The sequence below is a fragment of the Actinomadura sp. 21ATH genome, from assembly GCF_041951345.1.
Classification (GTDB): Bacteria; Actinomycetota; Actinomycetes; order Streptosporangiales; family Streptosporangiaceae; genus Spirillospora.
In genome coordinates this window covers 12,219-31,985 of sequence record NZ_JBGNUR010000017.1, presented here as the reverse complement: position 1 = coordinate 31,985, position 19,767 = coordinate 12,219, and the positions used below count along the sequence as shown (strand labels likewise).

15 protein-coding genes are annotated in these 19,767 nt (G+C 75.0%); 3 read left to right on the top strand and 12 right to left on the bottom strand.

The window, feature by feature from the left end:
- Nucleotides 1–149 precede the first annotated feature (149 nt).
- From ACA361_RS33895 to ACA361_RS33885, 3 genes are read right to left on the bottom strand one after another with little or no spacing between them, the layout of a single operon-like run.
- On the bottom strand, nt 150–764 hold the full coding sequence (locus tag ACA361_RS33895) for a TetR/AcrR family transcriptional regulator (protein WP_375018903.1): 615 nt from the start codon (nt 762–764) through the stop codon (nt 150–152).
- A gap of 6 nt (nt 765–770) precedes the next feature.
- Nucleotides 771–1,940, bottom strand: coding sequence for a winged helix DNA-binding domain-containing protein (locus tag ACA361_RS33890; RefSeq protein WP_375018901.1), 1,170 nt, complete (start codon nt 1,938–1,940; stop codon nt 771–773).
- A gap of 50 nt (nt 1,941–1,990) precedes the next feature.
- Nucleotides 1,991–2,197 carry a hypothetical protein gene (locus ACA361_RS33885; protein ID WP_375018899.1) on the bottom strand — a complete coding sequence of 69 codons (207 nt, stop codon included), beginning with the start codon at nt 2,195–2,197 and terminating at the stop codon, nt 1,991–1,993.
- A gap of 90 nt (nt 2,198–2,287) precedes the next feature.
- Between ACA361_RS33885 and ACA361_RS33880 the strand changes: the two genes are divergently transcribed.
- Nucleotides 2,288–2,485 carry a hypothetical protein gene (locus tag ACA361_RS33880; RefSeq protein ID WP_375018897.1) on the top strand — a complete coding sequence of 66 codons (198 nt, stop codon included), beginning with the start codon at nt 2,288–2,290 and terminating at the stop codon, nt 2,483–2,485.
- Between the two features lies 1 nt (nt 2,486).
- On the opposite strand, the gene ACA361_RS33875 is transcribed toward ACA361_RS33880, so the two are convergent.
- Entirely contained in the window at nt 2,487–3,713 is a 1,227-nt protein-coding gene (locus tag ACA361_RS33875) for a cation:proton antiporter (RefSeq protein ID WP_375018895.1), read from the bottom strand.
- A 113-nt stretch (nt 3,714–3,826) separates the two neighbouring features.
- Between ACA361_RS33875 and ACA361_RS33870 the strand changes: the two genes are divergently transcribed.
- Nucleotides 3,827–8,647, top strand: a complete 4,821-nt coding sequence (locus ACA361_RS33870; RefSeq protein ID WP_375018893.1) for a DUF4132 domain-containing protein — start codon at nt 3,827–3,829, stop codon at nt 8,645–8,647.
- Here the strand turns inward: ACA361_RS33870 and ACA361_RS33865 are convergent.
- From ACA361_RS33865 to ACA361_RS33850, 4 genes are read right to left on the bottom strand one after another with little or no spacing between them, the layout of a single operon-like run.
- On the bottom strand, nt 8,637–9,629 hold the full coding sequence (locus ACA361_RS33865; protein WP_375018891.1) for an ABC transporter ATP-binding protein: 993 nt from the start codon (nt 9,627–9,629) through the stop codon (nt 8,637–8,639). The two genes, ACA361_RS33870 and ACA361_RS33865, sit on opposite strands and share 11 nt — an antisense overlap.
- Nucleotides 9,619–11,556, bottom strand: a complete 1,938-nt coding sequence (locus ACA361_RS33860) for a dipeptide/oligopeptide/nickel ABC transporter permease/ATP-binding protein (RefSeq protein ID WP_375018890.1) — start codon at nt 11,554–11,556, stop codon at nt 9,619–9,621. Before ACA361_RS33860 ends, ACA361_RS33865 begins: the two co-directional genes overlap by 11 nt.
- Entirely contained in the window at nt 11,546–12,493 is a 948-nt protein-coding gene (locus tag ACA361_RS33855; protein ID WP_375018888.1) for an ABC transporter permease, read from the bottom strand. Before ACA361_RS33855 ends, ACA361_RS33860 begins: the two co-directional genes overlap by 11 nt.
- Nucleotides 12,493–14,130 (bottom strand): ABC transporter substrate-binding protein, encoded by a 1,638-nt coding sequence (locus ACA361_RS33850; protein WP_375018886.1) that lies wholly within the window; start codon nt 14,128–14,130, stop codon nt 12,493–12,495. The genes ACA361_RS33855 and ACA361_RS33850 overlap by 1 nt, the downstream gene beginning before the upstream one ends.
- 184 nt (nt 14,131–14,314) lie before the next feature.
- Here ACA361_RS33850 and ACA361_RS33845 point away from each other — a divergent pair, with 184 nt between their 5' ends.
- A complete protein-coding gene (locus ACA361_RS33845; RefSeq protein ID WP_375018885.1) occupies nt 14,315–14,944 on the top strand; it encodes a TetR/AcrR family transcriptional regulator in 630 nt (209 codons plus the stop codon).
- Here ACA361_RS33845 and ACA361_RS33840 read toward each other — a convergent pair.
- The 4 genes from ACA361_RS33840 to ACA361_RS33825 all read right to left on the bottom strand — a co-directional run bounded on the left by ACA361_RS33840 (nt 14,941) and on the right by ACA361_RS33825 (nt 19,706).
- On the bottom strand, nt 14,941–17,169 hold the full coding sequence (locus ACA361_RS33840; RefSeq protein WP_375018883.1) for a hypothetical protein: 2,229 nt from the start codon (nt 17,167–17,169) through the stop codon (nt 14,941–14,943). The two genes, ACA361_RS33845 and ACA361_RS33840, sit on opposite strands and share 4 nt — an antisense overlap.
- Nucleotides 17,170–17,189: 20 nt before the next feature.
- Entirely contained in the window at nt 17,190–17,843 is a 654-nt protein-coding gene (locus ACA361_RS33835) for a DUF998 domain-containing protein (protein WP_375018881.1), read from the bottom strand.
- A 53-nt stretch (nt 17,844–17,896) separates the two neighbouring features.
- Nucleotides 17,897–18,715, bottom strand: coding sequence for an SAM-dependent methyltransferase (locus ACA361_RS33830; RefSeq protein WP_375018880.1), 819 nt, complete (start codon nt 18,713–18,715; stop codon nt 17,897–17,899).
- 94 nt (nt 18,716–18,809) lie between these two features.
- Entirely contained in the window at nt 18,810–19,706 is an 897-nt protein-coding gene (locus tag ACA361_RS33825; protein ID WP_375018878.1) for a helix-turn-helix domain-containing protein, read from the bottom strand.
- Between the last annotated feature and the right edge of the window lie 61 nt (nt 19,707–19,767).

The following is a 19,767-nucleotide window of genomic DNA, read 5'->3' as shown; positions in this document are numbered from 1 at the left end:
GAGATCGCGAATGAACCCCCGAAAACCGCAGATATCGGAAGTTAGCCATCGAATCGGCCGAAAGAAAGCCCGCCAATGAGGCCGATACCGGCCCGTGTCCGGCCGTGTCCGGACTGGTCCTTGAACGCCGTCCCGTTCCGGCCCGGCCGCTAGTCCAGGTACACCGTGATCGCGTCGATCAGGCCCTCGCGCGCGTCGTCCAGATCGGTGAACGTGGTCAGCCGGGACTGGTCGTACAGCCCGCGGACCGCGCCCGGGACGAACCGCCGCGCCCGCCGCAGCCGCTCGGGCGCCACGTCCATGCCCTCGAAGAGCGACTCCCACAGCCGCGTCCAGGTCGCGTCCGCCCGCCGCAGCGCCGCGACCGTCGCGGGGAAGAGCCGCTCCAGCGTCCCGCGGTCGCGCGGCAGCGCGAGGCGGAGGTTCTGGACGGCCTGCGCCACCGGCGAGTCGTAGGTCCGCAGCAGGGTGTCGACGATCGCGGCGACCCGCTCCCGGGGCGCCGCCCGGCCCGGAAGGGCCTGCTCGAAGAGCGACTCGGCCTGGACGAGGCAGTGCTGGAGCACGGCGGCCCACACGCCGTCCACGTCCCCGAACTGGTGCTGGATGGTGCCCCAGGTGAGCCCCGCGTCCTGGGCGATCCGGTTGGCGCTGGCCGCGTCGGGACCGCCCGCGGCCAGCCGGTCGACGGCCGCGGCGAGGAAGCGCCGCCGGGTCTCCAGCCCCCGCCGGTTCAGCCGGGTCCCTTGCGCGCTGTACTCCACGAAGGATCAGCCCTTCAGTTCCTCTTCCAGCCAGGTCATGCCGCGGGTACGGGGGGCGAGCCGGACATCGCCGAGCAGCGCCGCGCGCCGCTCCGCCGCGGCCTCGACGGCGGCCGCGGCCTCCGACCCGGCGTCCTCCAGGAACCGGCACACGATCGCGCCGTCCCGGTCCTGGGCCCAGCCGCCCACGATCCGGCCGTTCCACCACACCGTCGGGCCGACGTTGCCCATCCGGTCGAACAGCTTCGGCCCGTGCTCGCCGAGGAACCACTCCCGCGCCCGCCAGCCCATCGGGGTCGAGTCCAGCGCCGGCAGCAGCGCCGCCCACGGCCCGGGCTCCGGCACCGGCTCCAGGTCGTCGGCCAGCACCAGGCCCTCCGCGCCGCCGTCCAGGGCGACCTCGGCCGTGTCCAGCGCGGCCAGCGCCTTCGCGGTCCGCGTCTTCGTCCACCCGGTCCACCACTGGAGGTCGCCGGCGGTGGCCGGGCCGTACGCCCGCAGCCAGCGGCGGGCCAGCTCCACCTCGGCGGCGCCGGTCTCCCACTCCGCCAGGCCGCCCGGGCACCACAGCTCCAGCGGCGACCAGCGGTACTGGTGCGAGGTCCACGAGCCGCGCGGCCGGCCCCGCACGGCGCGGCCCTGCGCGGCGAGCAGCAGCAGGACCCGGCTGGCGACGTTCTGCCGGCCCTCGTACTTCTTGCCCTTGCTCAGCACGATCTGCGTGCCGAGCAGCGGATCGCCGGCCGCCAGCTCGGCCGCCGTCGCCTCGCCCCGCTCGGCGAGCGCCTTCTCGGCCGCCGCCTCCGCCTCGTCCAGCCAGCGTTCGGGATCGGCGCCGCCGACGCCCGCCTCGGCCAGCATCCCGACCAGCTTGCGCCGCTCCCGCTCGGCCACCGCCCGCGAGCACGCGGCCTGGACGACCGGCGCGACGTCCAGCGCGGTCACGAACACGGTGCGGCGCATCGCCAGCAGCCGGAGCAGCGTCCGGTCGTCGTAGAGGGCGCGCTCCACCGCGCCCAGATCACCGCCCGCCATCCGGGCCAGCGTGCCGAGGTACACCGATGACGGATCGGTGGCGTGCACGGTCACCAGCGACCGCGCCACCTCGGCCGGGTCGGCGGCCGCCGTCCCGGGTGCGAGCCGGTGCCGCGCCCCCAGCCGTGCCCGCCGTTCCATGTCGGAAATCGTCCGCCGCATCGTGCCTCCCGGCGGACAGGTTAACGCCGTCAGCCGGTGTCTCGTGACGGCCTTCCGGGGCGGGCCTTCCAGCCGTCGTCCCCGCTGTCGTCGGTCCGTTCGGCCTCGCGCACGCCCTCCTCGTCGGGCGGCAGCGTGTCGGGGTGGTCGGAGCGCACGCCCGGCACACCCGTACCGCTGACGGGCGCGCCGGCGTCCCGCTCCGGCTCTTCTTCCTCCGTACGGCGATGGTTCATGGCCTGCCCCGTACCCGGTGGCCCGATCTCCATTCGCGGCCCCCGCGGCGCGCGTGTTAGCGCTGGTCATCGGCGGGTAGCCGTACCGGCATGAGTACTCCAGAGGAGAACGCCGCCAAGACCGACAAGACGGACCAGGTCGTGATGCGGCCGGGCGGCGACCCGGACCGGGACGCCGACCAGGAGCCGCGCCGCGACCCGGACACCCGCCCGGCGGTCGGCGCCGAACTGCAGGACGCGATGGAGCGCGCCGAAGTCGACCGCGACGACCTCACCGGCGAGCGGTAGCTCACCGTCCGGGGGCCGGGAGGCGGCGGTGCCCGCGGAGCCGGTCGAGCCGGCCGAGCACGGGCGTGGACGTCAGGCCGTGCAGGCAGACCGACCCGACGACGGTGAACGCGACGACCGCCCACAGCGACTCGGGCGCGACACCGAAGTCGGCCTGGCCGAGCGCGAAGGCGACGTAGAACAGCGAGCCGACGCCACGCACGCCGAAGAACGCGATCACCCGCCGCTCCCGGCGCCCGGCCGGCCCCCCGTACAGCGCCGCCCACCCGGCCAGCGGCCGGATCACCAGCAGCAGGAGCAGCCCCACGGCGGCCCCCTGCCAGGTCAGCGCGGACAGCCCGCCGGTCGCGACGAACCCGCCGAGCAGGAGCAGCAGCCAGGCGGTGAGCAGCCGCTCGACCTGCTCGATGAAGCCGTGCAGCACGCCGTGGTAGCCGTGGGAACGTTCCGCCGCGCGGATCGCGCAGGCCGTGGTGAAGACGGCGACGAAGCCGTACCCGTGCAGCACCTCGGCGATCCCGTACGCCAGCAGCGTCGCGGCCAGCGCCACGAAGCCCTCGTTGCGCTCGGCGAGCCGCACCGGCCGCTCGGTGCCGAAGAACAGCCGGCCGAGCAGCCATCCCACGACCAGGCCGACCACGACCCCGGCCGCGGTCGCGTACGCGAAGTCCACCGCGACCAGCTTCACCATCCCGCCCGCGCCGGCGACGGCGATCGCCGTCCAGACCAGCGGGAACGCCAGCCCGTCGTTCAGCCCCGCCTCCGAGGTGAGCGCGAACCGGGCCTCGTCGTCATCGTGCTCGGGGTCGTCGGTGGGCTCGCCGACCCGCACGTCCGACGCGAGCACCGGGTCGGTCGGCGCCAGCGCCGCGCCCAGCAGCAGCGCCGCCGCGAGCGGCCAGGCCAGCAGCGCGTGCGCGGCGCCGGCGACCAGCAGCGCCGTCACCGGCAACACGATCGCCAGCAGCCGCGCGGTCGTTCCCCAGGTGCGCAGCCCGAACGGCCGGTTCAGCGCGAGCCCGGCGCCCATCAGCGAGACGATCAGCGTCACCTCGGTGAGGTGCTCCAGCCCCGCGCGCTGCCCGACCGGGTCGGGCGCGGGCAGGTCCAGCGGCAGCGCGTACAGCAGCAGCCCGGCGGCCAGGAAGAGGACCGGCAGCGACACCGGCAGCCGGTCGATCAGGCCGGGGAGCGCCGCGGCGAGCAGCGCGGCGGCGCCCGCGATCACGAAGACAAGATCGATATCCCCCACGCCTGACCGACTGCCCGGAGCGCGGCGCCCGAATCATCCGTCCCAGGGGATTCGCCGGATGTCGGAGGCATGATCGACAATGCGGCGGCATGGGATGGATCGGTATCGCGACCGGCCACGAGGTGACGGTCGAGGGGACGCTGCGGCCGGAGGTGGCCTGCCGGACGGCGGCGGGCCGGGTGCTCGCGAAACTGCCCGCCAAGGTGCGGAAGGACCCGGACGCGATCCGGCTGGCCGCGCTGTGCGACCGGCTCGGCGAGCGCGCCCGGGACGTGCACGACCGGGTCGAGGCGTGGATGGTGCGGTCGCTGCCCGTCCCGGCCGGCCTGCCGGCGGCGGTCTGGGACGACCCGGTGTGGCGCGAGACGCTCGGCGACCTGATCGTCGCGCCCGTCGTGGACGGCGCGCCGGACCTCACCCGGTGCGCGCCGCTGACCGGGCCCGGCTGGGCGGAGGCCGAGGCGTTCGCGATCCCGCACCCGGTGCTGCTCGGGGACTCGCTCGACGCCTGGCGGCGGCGCGGCCTGGACCAGGCCGTCGAGCAGGTGCACCGGGAGATCTGGACGCGTCCCGCCGGCATGGACCGGACGGTCGCGCTCGTGGACGCCTTCGGGTACCTGGACGCCCGGTTCGAGAGCGGCGCCGCGTTCGAACGCCGCGTCCACGAGCTGGGCGGGCGGATCAGGGGCCGCGCGGCGCGGTTCACCGTCCGCGCGCCCGAACCGCTCTCGATCGAGATCGACCTCGACTACCACGGCCCGATGAGCCCGGTCTACATGTCCTACCTGGCGTTCGCCGCCGGCGGCCGGGAGATCGGCGACATCGCGTGGTCGGAGGGCGTGCGGATCCTGATGGGCCTGTACGGGGCCCGTACCGTGGACGAGGACGGGCCGGTGCTCGACGCGGCCGAGGTGTACTCGTACTACTGCGACGGCCATCGCGGCGAGCCCGGCACGGCCGCGCCGCCCGCCGACCTCCGGCTCCCGCCGCGCGGGGCGCTGCTGCGCGCCGGAGCCGTGCTGCCCGGCCCGCCCGCGCCGGGCGGCGGCGAGGACGCCTGCGTCGCCGTCCGCTACGAGCACGCCGTCCTGGACGCCCCGGTCGTCAACCTCGTCCGGCGTGCGGCCGTCGAGGGCGACAAGGCCGAGATGTCCCTGTACGACCTGGACCCGGTGGCGGAGACCGGCGCCGGGACGGTGGAGGCGGACCTGCTCGGCTTCCTCCCCGCGGCACTGCACCGGTACCCGGCCCACCGCGCCCGCGCCCTCGCCGCCCAGACCGAGCTGCGCGCCGCCCGCGACCTGGCCGCCCGCAAGCCCGGCCTCGCGCGCACGGCCCTGACCGGCGCCGGCGACGCCCTGGAGGCCGGCGCCCCCGAACTCCTCCCGCCGTTCTACGACGAGTGCGCGCGCATCCTGGCCGACGCCGGCAGCAGCCGCTTCGCCTGCGCCTTCTTCGAGAAGGCCCGCGCCGCCGAGCGGGCACACGCCCTGCCGGTGGACGAGGCCGAGCTGGTGGCGGTGCATCTCGCCGCCGGGTCCGACGCGGTCGGGCCGCCCACCCTCAAGGCGCACGCCGGCCGGCTGGCCGCCCGCCATGCCCCCGCCGGCGCGTACCGCTGGTTCCTGCGGCTGCTCACGGAATGGTGCGAGGCGGGCGAGGACTACGCGCTGGTCCTGGCGGCCGGGTGGCCGGCGGCGGCGAAGGCCGCGGGGCACACGCCCGGCGGGCCGGACGACGAGCGGGCCGTACGGGCGCTGCTGTCCCACGGCTGCATGGAGTCGGCGCCGCAGGCCCTCTGGACGTTCGTCCTGCCGCTGCTCCGGGGGATGGCGCCGGCGGATCCGGAGATCGGCCGGGCCGTGCTCGGCGTGCTGCCGCTGCCCGCGAAGGACACCCCCAAGGCCAAGGGCGCGGCGGTGTCGCTGCTCCTGGCCAATCTCGCCGGAACCGGCCTGCACGCTCCGTTCACCGGGGTCACGGGTGCGCGGGCGCAGGAGTGGCTGGGCCGTTTCCTGAGGCTGTACGCCGGGCTCACCCTCCCCGTCGCCGGTCTCGACGACCTCCTGCGCGGCGCCGGGGCGGCCCTGCGTGCCAACGGGCTCACCTGCGACGACCATGCCGCGCTGCTGGACGACGACGACCACAAGGTCTACGACTTCCAGGAGACGGACACCGACTTCGCCCTGCTCGACCTCCTCGTCGGCTGCGGCGTCCCGGTCGAGCGGCCGCGGCTGCTGCACACGTTCAAGCTCCACGACTGGCTCGCCGGTGGCGGCGGCTCCGACCTGTCCGCCCTGGCGGCGGACCCGGACTGGGGCCCGGTCCTGCGCGACGCGGTGATCGGCGACATCACCGCCCCGCTGCACGTCAGCCTGCCCGCCCACCCGAAGGTGACCGCACCCGAGACCGTACGGGCCCTGACCGGCACCCCCGGCACGGCGGGCATCGTCGCGGACATCCTCGCCGCGCACGCGGGGCGCGTCCCCGAGCAGGGGCTCCCGGACGTGCACGCGGCGCTGTGCGACGTGGAGCGGTTCACGGCCGGCGGCGTGCCCGCGTCCATGCTGGAGAGCGTCCGCGCGATCGTGACCGGAGCCGACCCGGTCCGGGCGCTCGCGGCCGCGCTCAGCGGCGGCCTCCTGGACGAGCTGGAGCTGCCGGCCCTCTCCGCCGGGCACGTGCGCAGCATGAGCGACTACATGGAGGAGAGCGGTCGGGACCTGCTGCTGATCGAGGCCGGGCGGCTCTGGGACCACCGCTACCGCGCCGCCGTGGTCACGCCCGAGGGCGTGGGGCCGGCCCAGTGCTTCGGCACGTACGACTTCTACGACGACTCCGCCAACGTCCGGACGGAGGCGCGCGACCTCTACGACCGCTGCCTGATCGTCACCGGCGGCCGGGTGACCGTCGTGGACCACGGCGGCCCGCACTGCCCGCACGATCCGGCCGGCGGCGCGCACCCGGCCGCCCGCCGCACCGAGCCCGCCGACGGCGAGCGGGTGACCTTCCCCGGCGGGGCCGCGGCAACGGTGTGGCGCGGCGCGGGCCGCACCATCGAGCTGCGGGACGCGGCCGGCCGGACGATCGGCCGCTACGTCCGCGGCTGGGGCCGCGCGCCCGAGCACTCCGGCGCGAACGTCATCGGCTGGGTGAAGCGCCACCGCTACGCGGTCGGCACGGCCCTCGTCCCGCCGCCGGGCTGGTGGACCGCGATGGAGCCGCGCGACCCCGGCGGCTCGCGCGCCCTGCGCGCCGTCGGGGACGCGACCGCGCGCCGCCTGATCGACGTCGCGGACACGGCGCTGAGCGCCGAACTCCTGCGCGTCATGGATCCGAACACCGGCTTCCGGGAGCAGGACGCCCGTTTCGACGAGCTGTCCGGACGGCTCCGCCCGCTGCTGCCCGAGATCACCGACGAGGCGCTCTGGCAGGGCGTCACCTCCCTCGTGTGGACGGCGATCGAATGCCGCGAGCGCGCGTCCGCCCTGCTGGAACGGCTGGACCTCGGCTCCTCTCCGTACCTGCGGCCGGCCCCCGCCGTCGCGGCCCCGGCCGTACCGCGCGACGAGCCCGGGGAGGAGCCGGACCCCGGGCCCGATTCACCGTACGAGCGGATCGTCCACTTCGCGCGGGCGGGCGCCCGGCGGCCGTTCGACAGGTCCGTCGCGAGCTTCGACGCGGCCGCCGTCCGGGGGATCGAGAACAGGCTGGGCCGGCTGGGCGCGGCGGTCCTGCACGCGGCCTGGTCCGGCGGCGGCCGGGCCGCGCTCGCGGCGCTGGCGGAGGTCCCCGACCTCGTCCGGACCGACGGCACCTGGCACGTCGCCCGCCTGCGTCCCGCGCAGGAGACCGGCGACCTGCGCTCCGGCCACGGCCCCATCGCCATCGCGGTGGTCGGCGAGCAGGAGCCGGTGGACTACTACTACGCCAACACAGCGCTCCTCTACACCCCCGGCGGCCCCGATCCCCTCCTGTTCCTGCGCAACCGGGTCGTGGAGGTGCGGACGTGCCGCGGCTGGGGCGATCCCGGCCGGCTCGGGCAGGCGGTCGGGCTGCTCGCCGGGAACGGCCCGCCCGCCCTCGACCGCGAGGCCACGGCGGCCGCGTTCGCGAAGGCGACCGGCCTGACCGCCGCCCAGTGCCTGCTCCTGCTGTCCACGTCCGCACGGGACCTCTCCTGGCCGGACGGCTGGGCGCGGGGCCGCGCCGCCGCCCTGACCCGCGGCGACGCCGAACGGGCCCGCGCCCTCAACCTGACCGAGGCCGACCTGCGGGCGGCGGCGCTCACCCTGGAGGCGATGGCCACCGTGGACGAGGCCGTCGAGGTGGTCGAGCGGCTGATGCCCGCCGACCCGGCCGACCTGTGGCGCACCGGCCCCGACCTGGACGGCGCGGTCGCCTACTGGACCGGACGGCGCCCGCCGCTCGCCCCGCTCACCGGCGAGCAGTGGGTCACCCTCGCCGCCGGCGCCGAGGACGCCCTGCCGGCCGTGATCGCCCTCCTCGGCGAGCGCCCGTCCGTACCGCCGCCCGGCCACGTCGCGGAGGCCGCCAAGCTGCTCGGCGACCGCCTCCCCGCGGACCACCCGGCCCGCACGACCGTCGCGGCCCGCCTCCGCGACCTCCGCGAAGCCTTCGCCGACCCGGCCACCGAGGTGCCGATCGCCACCGGGATCACCTCGGTGGACGCCCTCGAACGGCTCGCCGGCGCGACCGCGTCCCACCTCCCGGACGGCAGGCTCGCCATCGGCGACGCCCTCACCCTCGAACCGGCGGGCGACGGCTACCGCGTCCACCTCCGCCCGGCCCGTTTCACGGATCTCGACGCCCTGGCCCCCGCTCTCCGCCGCGGCGGCGCGGCGAACGCCGCACTGGTGGCGGCCGACCTGCGCTTCCTCACTCGATGACGGGGTGGTGGCAGGCGATCCAGTGACCGGCGGCCAGCGGGCGCATCAAGGGCTCCTCCTTCGCGCAGCGGGCGTCGGCGCGGGGGCAGCGGGTCCGGAAACGGCACCCGGACGGCGGGTTCAACGGGGACGGCGGCTCGCCGCCGACCGGGTCCTCCTCGGCGGCGGGGAGGCGGAGCGGGCCCCGGGGGACCGACGCCAGCAGGGCGCGCGTGTACGGGTGGGCCGGGCGGTCGACGAGGTCGGCGCTCGGGGCCAGCTCGCAGGTCTTGCCCAGGTACATGACCAGGACGCGGTCGCTGATGTTCTTGATGACGGCGAGGTCGTGGGCGATGAAGACCAGCGTCAGCCCGTACCGCGCCTTGAGGTCCTCCAGCAGGTTGAGGATCTGCGCCTGGACGGAGACGTCGAGGGCGGAGACGGGCTCGTCGCAGATGACGACCTCGGGTTCGAGGGCGAGCGCGCGGGCGATGCTGATGCGCTGGCACTGGCCGCCGGAGAACTCGTGCGGGCGGCGGCCGGCGGCGGTGGCCGGGTCGAGCCCGACCGCCTCCAGGGCCTCGTCGACGCGGGCCGTGTCGCCGTTCATCGTCCCCCACACGCGCGGGCCCTCGGCGACGATGTCGCGGACGCGGCGGCGCGGGTTCAGCGCCGAGATCGGATCCTGGAAGATCATCTGCAGCCGCTGCCGGGTGCGCCGCAGGGCCTCGCCGCGCAGCGCCGTCAGCTCCTGCCCGTTCAGCCGGACCGAGCCGGCGGCGGGCGGCGGCAGCTGCATGATCGCGCGGGCGGCCGAGGACTTGCCGCAGCCGGACTCGCCGACGATGCCGAGCGTCTCGCCCCGCGCCACGTCGAAGCTCACGCCCGAGACGGCCCGCACCGTGCGGCGCCGTCCGGCCGGGAACGCCACCGTGAGGCCCTCCACGCGCAGCACGGTGTCCGTTCCGTCGGCGCGCAGATGCGCCGTTCCGCTACCCGCCATGCGGGACGCTCCCTTCCAGGTCGGCCGGCTCGGTGGGGGTGCCGGCCGGGTACCAGCAGGCGTAGGAGCGCCCGGCCGTCTCGGTGAGCGGCGGCTCCTCGGCCGCGCAGCGCTCCCGGGCGAACGGGCAGCGCGGATGGAACCGGCAGCCGGCCGGCGGGTCCGCGAGGTCCGGCGGGCGGCCGTCGATGACCTCCAGCCGGGTGTGGCTCGGCGCCGCGAGGTCGGGCGCGGCGCGCAGCAGCGCCTCGGTGTAGCGCATCCGCGGCGCGGTGAACAGCGCGTCCGCCGGGCCGCGCTCGACGACCCGGCCCGCGTACATGACGATCACCTCGTCGGCGTGCTCGGCGACCACGGCCAGGTCATGGCTGACCAGGACCATCGCCATGTCCCGCTCGTCGCGCTCGCGGTGCAGCAGCCGCAGGATCTGCTTCTGCACGGTGACGTCCAGCGCGGTCGTGGGCTCGTCGGCGAACAGCACCTCGGGGTCGCACGACAGCGCCATCGCGATCGTGACCCGCTGCCGCATCCCGCCCGACAGCTGGTGCGGGTAGCCGCGCAGGACGCGGCGCGGCTCGGGGATGCCGACCGAGGCGAGCAGCTCCTCCGCCCTGGCGTACGCCGCGGAACGGCTCATGCCCCGGTGCACCCGCAGCGGCTCGGTGACCTGCGTGCCGACGGTCCGGACGGGGTTGAGCGCGGTCATCGGGTCCTGGAAGACGGCGGCCAGCCGGGTGCCGAGGACCTCCCGCATGCCTTCGGGGCCCACGTCCGTGAGGTCGCGCCCGTCCAGCCGGACGCGGCCGGACCGCTCGACGCCGCCGGGCGGGAGCAGGCCGAGGACGGAGCGGATGAGCATCGACTTGCCGCTGCCGGACTCGCCGACGATCGCGAGCGTCCGGCCGCGTTCGAGGGTGAACGAGACGCCGTCGACGGCGCGGACCGGGCCGCGCTCGGTGGCGAACGCGGTGCGCAGCCCGGCCGCTTCGAGCAGCGGCGCGGGGCCCTCGCGGGGCACGGCCGGGACCGCGTCCTCCAGGACGGGCCGGGCCGGGCGCCGCCGCACCCGCTTCACCGGCTCCAGGCCGCTCTGCCGGTAGCCGGCCATCTCCTGCAGCCGGTCCCCGACCAGGTTGAACGCCAGCACGGTCAGGAACATCACCGCCGACGGCGCCAGCACGGTGTGCACGGCCGTGTCCATCGTGCTGCGGCCCTCGTTGATCATTCCGCCCCAGGTGGGGGTGGGCGCCTGCACCGACAGGCCGAGGAACGCCAGGCTGCCCTCGGCCACCACGATCACCGCCATGACCGTGAACGCGTACGAGACGGCGGGCATCACCACGTTCGGGCCGATCTCCCGCCACATCACGGTGCCGCCGCGCGCGCCCAGCGCCCGGGCGGCGGTGACGAACTCGCGCTGCGCGTACGACAGCGTCACGCCGCGGATCAGCCGTACCCACGCGGGCGCGCCGAGCAGGCCCAGCACCAGCAGGATGTTGCGGACGCCCGAGCCGGCGAACGCCACCACCGCCAGCGCCAGCACCAGCGCGGGGAACGCCAGCACGATGTCGTTCGCCGTCATGATCGCCCGGTCGGTGCGGCCGCGCCGGTAGCCGGCCAGCAGCCCGAGCGGCCCGCCGACCAGCAGGCCCAGCAGCGCGGCGCCGATCCCGACGCCGAGCGACACCCGCGCGCCGTGCACGATCCGGCTGAGCATGTCGCGGCCGAGCCCGTCGGTGCCCAGCGGGTGCGCGGGGCTCGGGCCGGACCGCGGCTCGCCGGCGAGCGTCGCGTCGTAGTGGGGGAGCGGCAGCACGTCCGCGGCCAGCGCCGCCCCGACCACCAGCACGATCCACAGCGCCGCCAGCCGGAACCCCCAGCCGAGCCGCCTGCTCTTCTTCTTCCGTACGGGACGGTCAGGACGCATGGCGGATCCTCGGGTCGAGGGCACCGTAGAGCAGGTCGATGCCGAAGTTGACCAGGACGTAGCCGACCGCGACGACCAGCACCCCGCCCTGCACCACCAGGTAGTCGCGGGACAGGATCGCCTCGACCAGGAGCCGGCCGACGCCGGGCAGCCCGAACAGCGTCTCGATGATGACCGCGCCGCCGATCAGCGCGCCGAGGTTCAGCCCGACCACGGTCACCAGCGAGATCGTGGACGGGCGCAGCGCGTGCCGCCACAGGATGCGGCGCGGCGACAGCCCGCGGGCGCGGGCCAGCGTGATGTAGTCCTCCTGGAGCGTGGCGATCAGGTCGGCGCGCAGCAGCCGCGCGTACACCGCCAGCTGCCCGGCGGCCAGCGTGACCGCCGGGAGCAGCATCGACCGCAGGTTCTCCAGGGGGTCGGTGCCGAACGGGGTGTACCCGGTGGCGGGCAGCAGCGGCCACCGCACCGCGAAGATCATGATCAGCACGACTCCGGACACGAACACCGGCGTGGACAGCAGCCCGAAGCTCGCCGTGGTCAGCGTGCGGTCCAGCAGCCCGCCCGCCCGGCGCGCGGCGGCCAGCCCGGCCGGGATCGCCAGCCCGAGCGAGATCACCTGGGAGAGCAGCAGCAGCTCCAGCGTCACCGGCAGCCGGCCGGTGAGCGACTCGGCGACCGGGATGCTGGAGATGTAGGAGGTTCCGAGGTCGCCGGTGACCGCGCCGCCCAGCCAGTCCAGGTAGCGGCTCCAGAACGGGTCGTCCAGGCCCAGGTCGTTCCGCACCTTGGCCAGCGCGGCCTCGTCGCCGCCGTACCCGAGGATCTGCACCGCCGGGTCGCCGGGCAGCAGCGTGATCATCCAGAACGCCAGCACGGTCACCGCCAGCAGCACGAACAGCAGCTGCGCGCCCCGGCGCAGTGCCACCAGGGCCATTACCGCTGGATCCAGATGTGCTCGAAGCGGTGCGTCGCCGTGCCCTGGAGCGGCTTGCCGACCCCGCCGCCGGGCAGCTCGTACTGCCGCAGCCCCTTCACGGTGCCCTTGGCGATCACCGCGCTGGTGGTGAGGTGGTCGACCCAGATGAACGGCAGCAGCTCGCGCAGCCGCTTCTGCACGGTCGCGTACGCGGCCTTGCGCGCGGCCTCGTCGCCGCTGCGGCGGCCCGCGTCGAGCGCCGCGCTGAGCTGGTCGTCCTTGAGCCGGCTCATGTTGATCGCGATCGAGCCGACCGGCTGGACGAACCGCGAGTGCAGCCAGGAGTACTCGCCGTCCGGGTCGGGCTGCGCGAACTGCGTCCAGACGATTGCGCCGTAGCTTCCCGTCAGCGCCCGCTGGATCAGGTCGGCCTGGTCCGCCTGCCGGATGGTGATCTCCATCCCGGCCTTGTTCCACATGTCCTGCACCAGCTCGGCGTTCTGCATCGACGACTGGTCGGGCACGGTGAGCAGCTCGACCTTGACCGGGCCCTTCTCCTTCTCGTACTCGGCGACGAGCGCCTTGGCCCGGTTCGGGTCGTACGCGGGGTAGCCGCCGGGCGCGTACCACTTGGAGTCGGGCGACCAGGGCCCGTCGGCCGGCTTGGTCAGGCCGGACCGCAGCGTCTTGATGAACGCGTCGCGGTCGGTCGCGTGCGCCATCGCCTTGCGGACGCGGAGGTCGTCCAGCGGTGCGGCCGCGGTGTTGAGCATGAACGCCAGCTCCGGCACCGACATCCCGGCCGCCTGGTGGACGCTGTAGGCGCCCTGCTCGGCGAGCTTGGAGAACTTCACGATGTCGTTGTCGCGCTGGGTCGCCATCGCCATCAGGCCGCCCGACTCCAGCGTCTGCGCCCGCGTCTGGAAGTCGGGGAGGATGCGGAACTCGATCTGGTCCAGGTACGGGAGGCCCTTGCGCCAGTACTCGGGGTTCTTCTTCACGATGAACCGGTTGTCGGGCGTGTAGCTCTGGAACACGAACGGCCCGGTCCCCACCGGCGTCCGGCTCGCCTTCGCCGGGTCGGCCAGCGACGCCTTCGGGATGATCATCCCGACCTGGCTCGCCAGCGTGTTGGGGAAGCTCGCCCAGGGCGTGTTCAGGTGGATCTGGAGCGTCATGTCGTCCAGGACCTCGATGCCCTGGAGGGGCGCCAGCACGGCGGCGGTGAGCGCCGACGCCTTCTGCGCGTCCAGGTTGGCCTTGACGACCTCCGCGTTCAGCGGCTCCCCGTTCGTGAACGTGATGCCGGGGCGGAGTCTGATCGTCCACTGGGCGGCCTTCTCGGCCGGCTTGATCGATTCGGCGAGCAGCGGCCGCCACCGGCCGCTGGAGTCGATGGCGGTGAGCGTCTCGATGACGGTCCCGGCCATCGTGTACGTCTGCGGCGCGAACGAGTCCTTGTTCGGGTTGAAGCCGTTGGCGTCCGCGCCGACGCCGTACACCAGGCGGCCGCCCGGTACGGGGGTGCCCTCCGGGCCGGTCCCGGCGGCCGGCGTGCCGCCGCCGCCCGATCCCGAGCAGGCCGCCGCCGTCGCGAGCAGCGCCGCGCACATCCCGATGGCGGCGGCCCGCCGCCTCGCTGTCGTGTGTCTCACGCGCGCCCCTCTCGGCGGAGTGATCAGCGTCACGATTTTGGGCGATAGTACTATCGGCGAACCGTGATGGGAATGCCTTGACCGAACCGGATTCGTGCTTTATATACGCGGGTTTCAGGGGCGGTACGCTTATCGGTGAAATCGCCTACGGACCACCTACCCGGGGGCCTCTTCAGGGGGATCCATGCCAGACGTGACGATGAGCCGGCGCGAGGCCAAGGACCTGACCAGACGCCGGCTGCTCGCCTCCGCCCTGCGGATCCTCGACACCGAGGGCGAGGCCGGGCTGTCCACGGGCAACGTCTGCCGCAACGCCGGCATCGCCCAGTCCACGTTCTACGTGCACTTCCGCAACATGCAGGACCTGCTCCAGGCCCTCGGCGAGGAGGCCGGCCGGCGCACCGGCCCCGTCGTCCGGGAGGCGCGCCGCCGCTCCAGCGCCGCGCCGCACAGCGCCGAGCGCCTCCGCGAGGCGTTCCGCGTCCCGCTGGAGATGATGTGCGGCCACCCGGAGTTCTTCCGGCTGAGCGTCCGCGCCCGCTACGACCGCGCCTCACCGCTCGGCGACGCGGCCCGCCGCCGCGCCGCCGCGACCCGCGCCCAGCTGGTCGAGGACCTCGTCGCGGCCGGCCTCCCCGGCGGCACCGACACCGAGCGGGCGCGCCTGGAGATGGTCGCCGACGGCGTCTACGGGCTCACCGAGACCATGGCCACCGGCCATCTCGAAGGCCGCTACCCCGACCTGGAGGAGTGCATCGACGTCCTCGTCGCCTTCTTCGCCGGCGTCCGCGCCCAGCTCCTGGCCGCCGGCTAGCGCCCCCGGAAGCGCTCCAGCAGGCAGAGGCGCATGATCAGCAGGAGCTCGGCGGCGTCGCCGGTGCAGGTCTCCGAGGCGATGAGCGCGCTGATCGCCTCCAGGTCCGCCGGCGCGGCCGCGGCCATCGGCCGGTCGAGCAGGCGGCCGGCCGGATTCCGGTACGGCCCGTGCACCTGGATCCACGACGCGAACGCGATCGCGACGTGGCGCCCTGACGGGGTGGCCCGGAAGTGCTGGGCATGCGCGGTGTCGTACGGCGGCGCGATGCGCTCCAGGGTGCGCGCGTCCAGGAACTCCTCCCCTCGCGGGAGGGCGACGCAGCCGTGCGGCGGCAGCGCGGTGAGCGGATGGGTGACGCGGCTCCTCCGCGCGGTGCGCTCGGGCACCAGGACGCGCCCCGCCCGGCGCCACGACGTCACCGAGTGCTCCGCGCCCGCGGTGACCAGCCGGTCCGGGGAGGCGAAGGCGAAGTCGCCCACCCTGACGTCATGGTCCCGGCCGCGGGCGACGACCCGGCCGGCCTCCGGGTCCAGCAGGACGATGTCGAGGTCCCGCGCGGCGACCAGCCCGGTCGCGGGCTCCACCCCGATCGCGAACGACCACAGGCTCTCCAGCCCCAGCTCCGCCGCGCCGATCTCGTGCCGGGTGCCGCCGTACGGCGGCGGGAACAGGTGGATCGCGCGGAAACCGGCGGCCACCAGGCCGCCGGGACCGAGCCTGACGCAGCCGACCTGGCCGGAGAAGCCGGGATCGTGGAGGAGCTCGCGCTCGCCCGCCGTGTAGCGCACCAGGCTCCCGGACGGGTTCCCCACCACCGCGACGACCGAGTCACCGGTGTGCACCAGATCGCACCAGGAGCGGTTGAGCTCGATGCCGGTCGTCTCGTACCGGGCGAGCGCGCGTCCCGAGGGCAGCTCGAACTCGGTGAGGTGGTGGACCGGCCGGTGGTCCCGGGTGGCGACGGCCGACACCGCCATGCGCGTGCCGTCGTGCGAGAGGGCGTACTCCTCGATCTCGCCGTCCACGTCGATGTGGAGCGGTCCGTGCGCGTCGAGCCCGGCCAGCGCCGCGGCGGCCCGTTCCGGGCTGAACCGCCGCATGCGGTCGAGCAGGTCGCCGTCGCGAGGGCGCCAGCCGTCGATCGGCCGTACCGCCGCGATCGCCTCGGCCGGCGGGAGGTCCAGCGCCAGCCGCCACAGCTCGGGCCAGGCGCGCTCGGCGGCGAGCCGGCCGGCCAGGTACGCGCGCTCGCCCGCGCTCATCGCGGCGGCGCCGGTTCCCCGCATCAGGGCCGCCGCCAGGCCCGGGCCGTGCGCGGCCGCCTCGCGCATCCGGGCGCGCAGCCGGGGCGAGGCGGTGGAGTACGCGCCCGCCAGCGGTGTGCCGTCCGGGACGTCCTGGCCGGTCAGCAGGAGGAGCGCGGCGCGATCGGCCGGGCCGTCCGGCAGCAGCCCGCGCTCGGCGCAGGCCGCGAGGACGAGCGCCCGCACCTGCTCGGGCGTGCGGTCCGCGAGCGCGGCCGCGCAGAGATCCGCCGGCGCGGCGGTCCCCAGAGCGAGGCGGCTCATCCGGTGGAGGCGCCCGTCGCCGTCCGGGGGCGCGGGGCGGCCGAGCGCGCGGAGGAACTCCCAGAGGTCCTCGGACGGCTCGTCCAGCCAGGCCCGCCAGGCGGATCCCAGGGTCGCGCCGGCGAGCGCGGCCGGGTTGCGCAGCAGCTCGCCGACCAGGGCCCGCCTTCCCTCGTGCATGCCGGGCACCGCGCCCCACAGGAACCCGAGGACCGGCTCCTCCGCCTCGGCGCAGGCGCGGGCGGCCCCCGCCCGGACGTCCTCGTCGTCGTCGGCGAGCAGCCGCCCGATCTCCTTCTCGGCGCCGTCGCTCCAGTGCCCGGCCAGGACGCCGTGCAGGGCGGCGGTCGTCCACCGCGCGCGGCCGTGCTCCGCGATGAGGCCGTGCTCGCGGACGACGGCGCGGACCGCCGGATCGCGCTCGTCCGCCCACACCACCGCGACGAGGTGCCGGGCGTCCCCGCGCAGGGGGTGCGCGGCGTACCGGTCCTCGGTCGCCAGGCGGACGATTCCGGCCCAGGCGTGGCCGCCGCGCCGGGACGCCCCCAGAAGGGCGAGCCAGGCGCGCGGCCCGATCCTGGATCGCCTGCCGCCCCGTTCCTGGAGCGCGGACAGGCGGAGCAACGCCTCCGTACGCCACCGCCAGATCGCCATCCGGCCTCCCTGCGTGGATCTTATGAGCGGTCCGGGCGGGTTTCGCGGAGCAGATGCAGGGCGATCCAGGTCATCCAGCCCAGCCCCACCGTGACGGCGGCGCGTTGCAGCAGGCCGCCGTGGTCGACCAGGTCCGCGTTCTGGGAGAACGCGGAGCTGGAGAGCTGGAGCAGGACGACGAACAGGACGCCGGCGGCCGCGGAGAGCGCGGCGCGGGTGCGCGAGCCCGCGCGCAGGAAGCGCCGCGTGAAGACGAAGCACGCCGCGATCAGCGCGGCGAACCCGGCCAGCGAGAACGCGTCGTGCAGGATCCCCAGGGTCGTGTACTGGAGGTGGTCGGGCGTGCCCGGCGGATAGCCGCTCACCGGGTCCGAGCGGAAGAGCCCGGCCCCGATCAGGCCGGCGCCCCAGACGCCGATGAGCAGCGGGCCGAAGAGCGGCCCGCCGGCCGGCCGCGGGGCGCGCCACATCCCGGCGGCGAACGCGAGGGTCAGGCTCCCGGCCACGAGGAAGTTGGCGGTCTGGGTCCAGCCGTACTCGCCCAGCGCCAGCGAGCTGACCGGATGCCGGGTCGGGTCGTAGCCGGTACGGGTGGCGCCCTCGGCGAGGTAGGCGAGCGTGAACAGCGGGCCGGCGACGGCGCCGCACAGCAGCGGGACCTGGAGGCGTCTCATGATTGTCAACATAGGTTGACGCACCTCAGGTGTCAACTGTGGTTGACGGACGCTCAGGGTTTGCGGCCGGCTGCGCAGAAGAAGCCGATCTCGCGGTCGGCGTAGAGGGTGCTGCGGTCGGGACGCCATCGGGGGAGCGGGACGACGCCCGGATCCAGCAGTTCCAGGCCGTCGAAGAACCGCGCCAGTTCGGCGCCGCTGCGCAGGACCGCCGGGGTGGCGCCGCTGTCGTTCCACTGCTGGATGACCCGCCGCATCGCCTCGGTGTTGACGTCGCCGGTGGGGCAGGCGATGACCAGGTGGCTGCCGGACGGCACCGCGTCCATCAGCCGGCCGACGATCCGGTACGCCTCCTCGCCGGGGACGAACTCCAGGATGCCCAGCAGCGTGATGCCGACCGGCTTCGAGAGGTCGAGCGTGCGGCCGGCGGCGTGCAGGATCGCGTCCGGGTCGCGCAGGTCGGCGTCGATGTAGTCGGTGGCGCCGCCGGGCGCGCTGTTGAGCAGGGCCCGCGCGTGCGCCAGCACGATCGGGTCGTTGTCGACGTAGACGACGCGGCTCTCGGGGGCCAGCCGCTGCGCCACCTCGTGCGTGTTGTCGGCGGTGGGGATCCCGGTGCCGATGTCGAGGAACTGCCGCAGGCCCGCCTCGGCGACCATGTACCGGACGGCCCGGCCCAGGAACTCCCGGTCGGCGCGGGCCCAGATCACGACCTCGGGCATCGTCTCGTTGAGATGGTCGCCCACCTGCTGGTCGGCCGGGTAGTTGTCCTTGCCGCCCAGCCAGTAGTCCCAGACCCGCGCCGGATGCGCCACGGTGGTGTCGATCTCGATCTCCGGCTCCGGGCCGGGGCCGTGCGAACTACCGGTCATGGGGCCCACCTTCCGACGGTGTCCTCGGCGATCCGCCTAAGTCTGACCCGGTTCGTCGATTACCTGCAAGAGATCGGCACCGCCGGTCGGATTCCTACCAGGCCGCGAGCAGGTCCGCGCAGATGCCGGCCGTGGCCGTCGGCGGCCTGGCGTTCACCGACAGCCGGTCCAGGCACCGCTTGTAGACGACCAGGTCGGCCGGCTTGTCCAGGTAGAGTGCGCTGGTCAGCTGCTCCAGGTAGACGATGTCCGGCAGCGCCGCCTCGGCGAACCGCAGCATCGAGAACGGCCCGGTGAGCGCCGTGACCGCGCCGTGCCCGGCCGGGACGATCTGCACGGTGACCGCCGGCGACCGCACCGCCTCGATCAGCGCGTGCAGCTGGTCGCGCATGACGCCGTCGCCGCCGACCGGGCGGTGCAGCGCCGCCTCGTCCAGCACCGCCCACAGCTGCGGGGGATCGGACCTGCGGAGGATCTCCTGGCGGCGCATCAGCAGGGTGACCCGGCGCTCGACCTCGACGGCGGACGCGTCCGGATGCGCGAGCCCGATCGACGCCCGCGCGTACTCCTCGGTCTGGAGCAGCTCGGGGACGAACCGCGTCTCGTGGATCCGCAGCGTGCAGGCGGCCTCCTCCAGGCCGATGTAGACCTCGAACCAGGAGGGGAGGATGTCGCCGAAGTTGTGCCACCAGCCGGGGGCGTTGGCGCGGAAGACCAGGCCGAGCATCGTCTCGCGCTCTTCCCGGTCGTGCACGCCGTACAGCGTGAGCAGGTCGGCGACGTCGCGCTCCTTGAAGCCGACCCGGCCCAGCTCCAGCCGGCTGATCTTGGAGCCGGAGGCGCGGATCGCGTCCCCGGCGGCCTCCCGGCTGATCCCCTTGGCCTCGCGGAGCCGCCGCAGCTGGCCGCCGAGCAGGATGCGCAGGACCGTGGGGCCGCCGTGGCCCGGCCCCGCCGCCCAGGGATGGCCGCTCGGCTGGAGAGCGTTCACTTGTGCTCCTGTCGCGTCCTCGTCGCGGTGGAATGGCCCTGCGCACACTCTCTCACCGGAA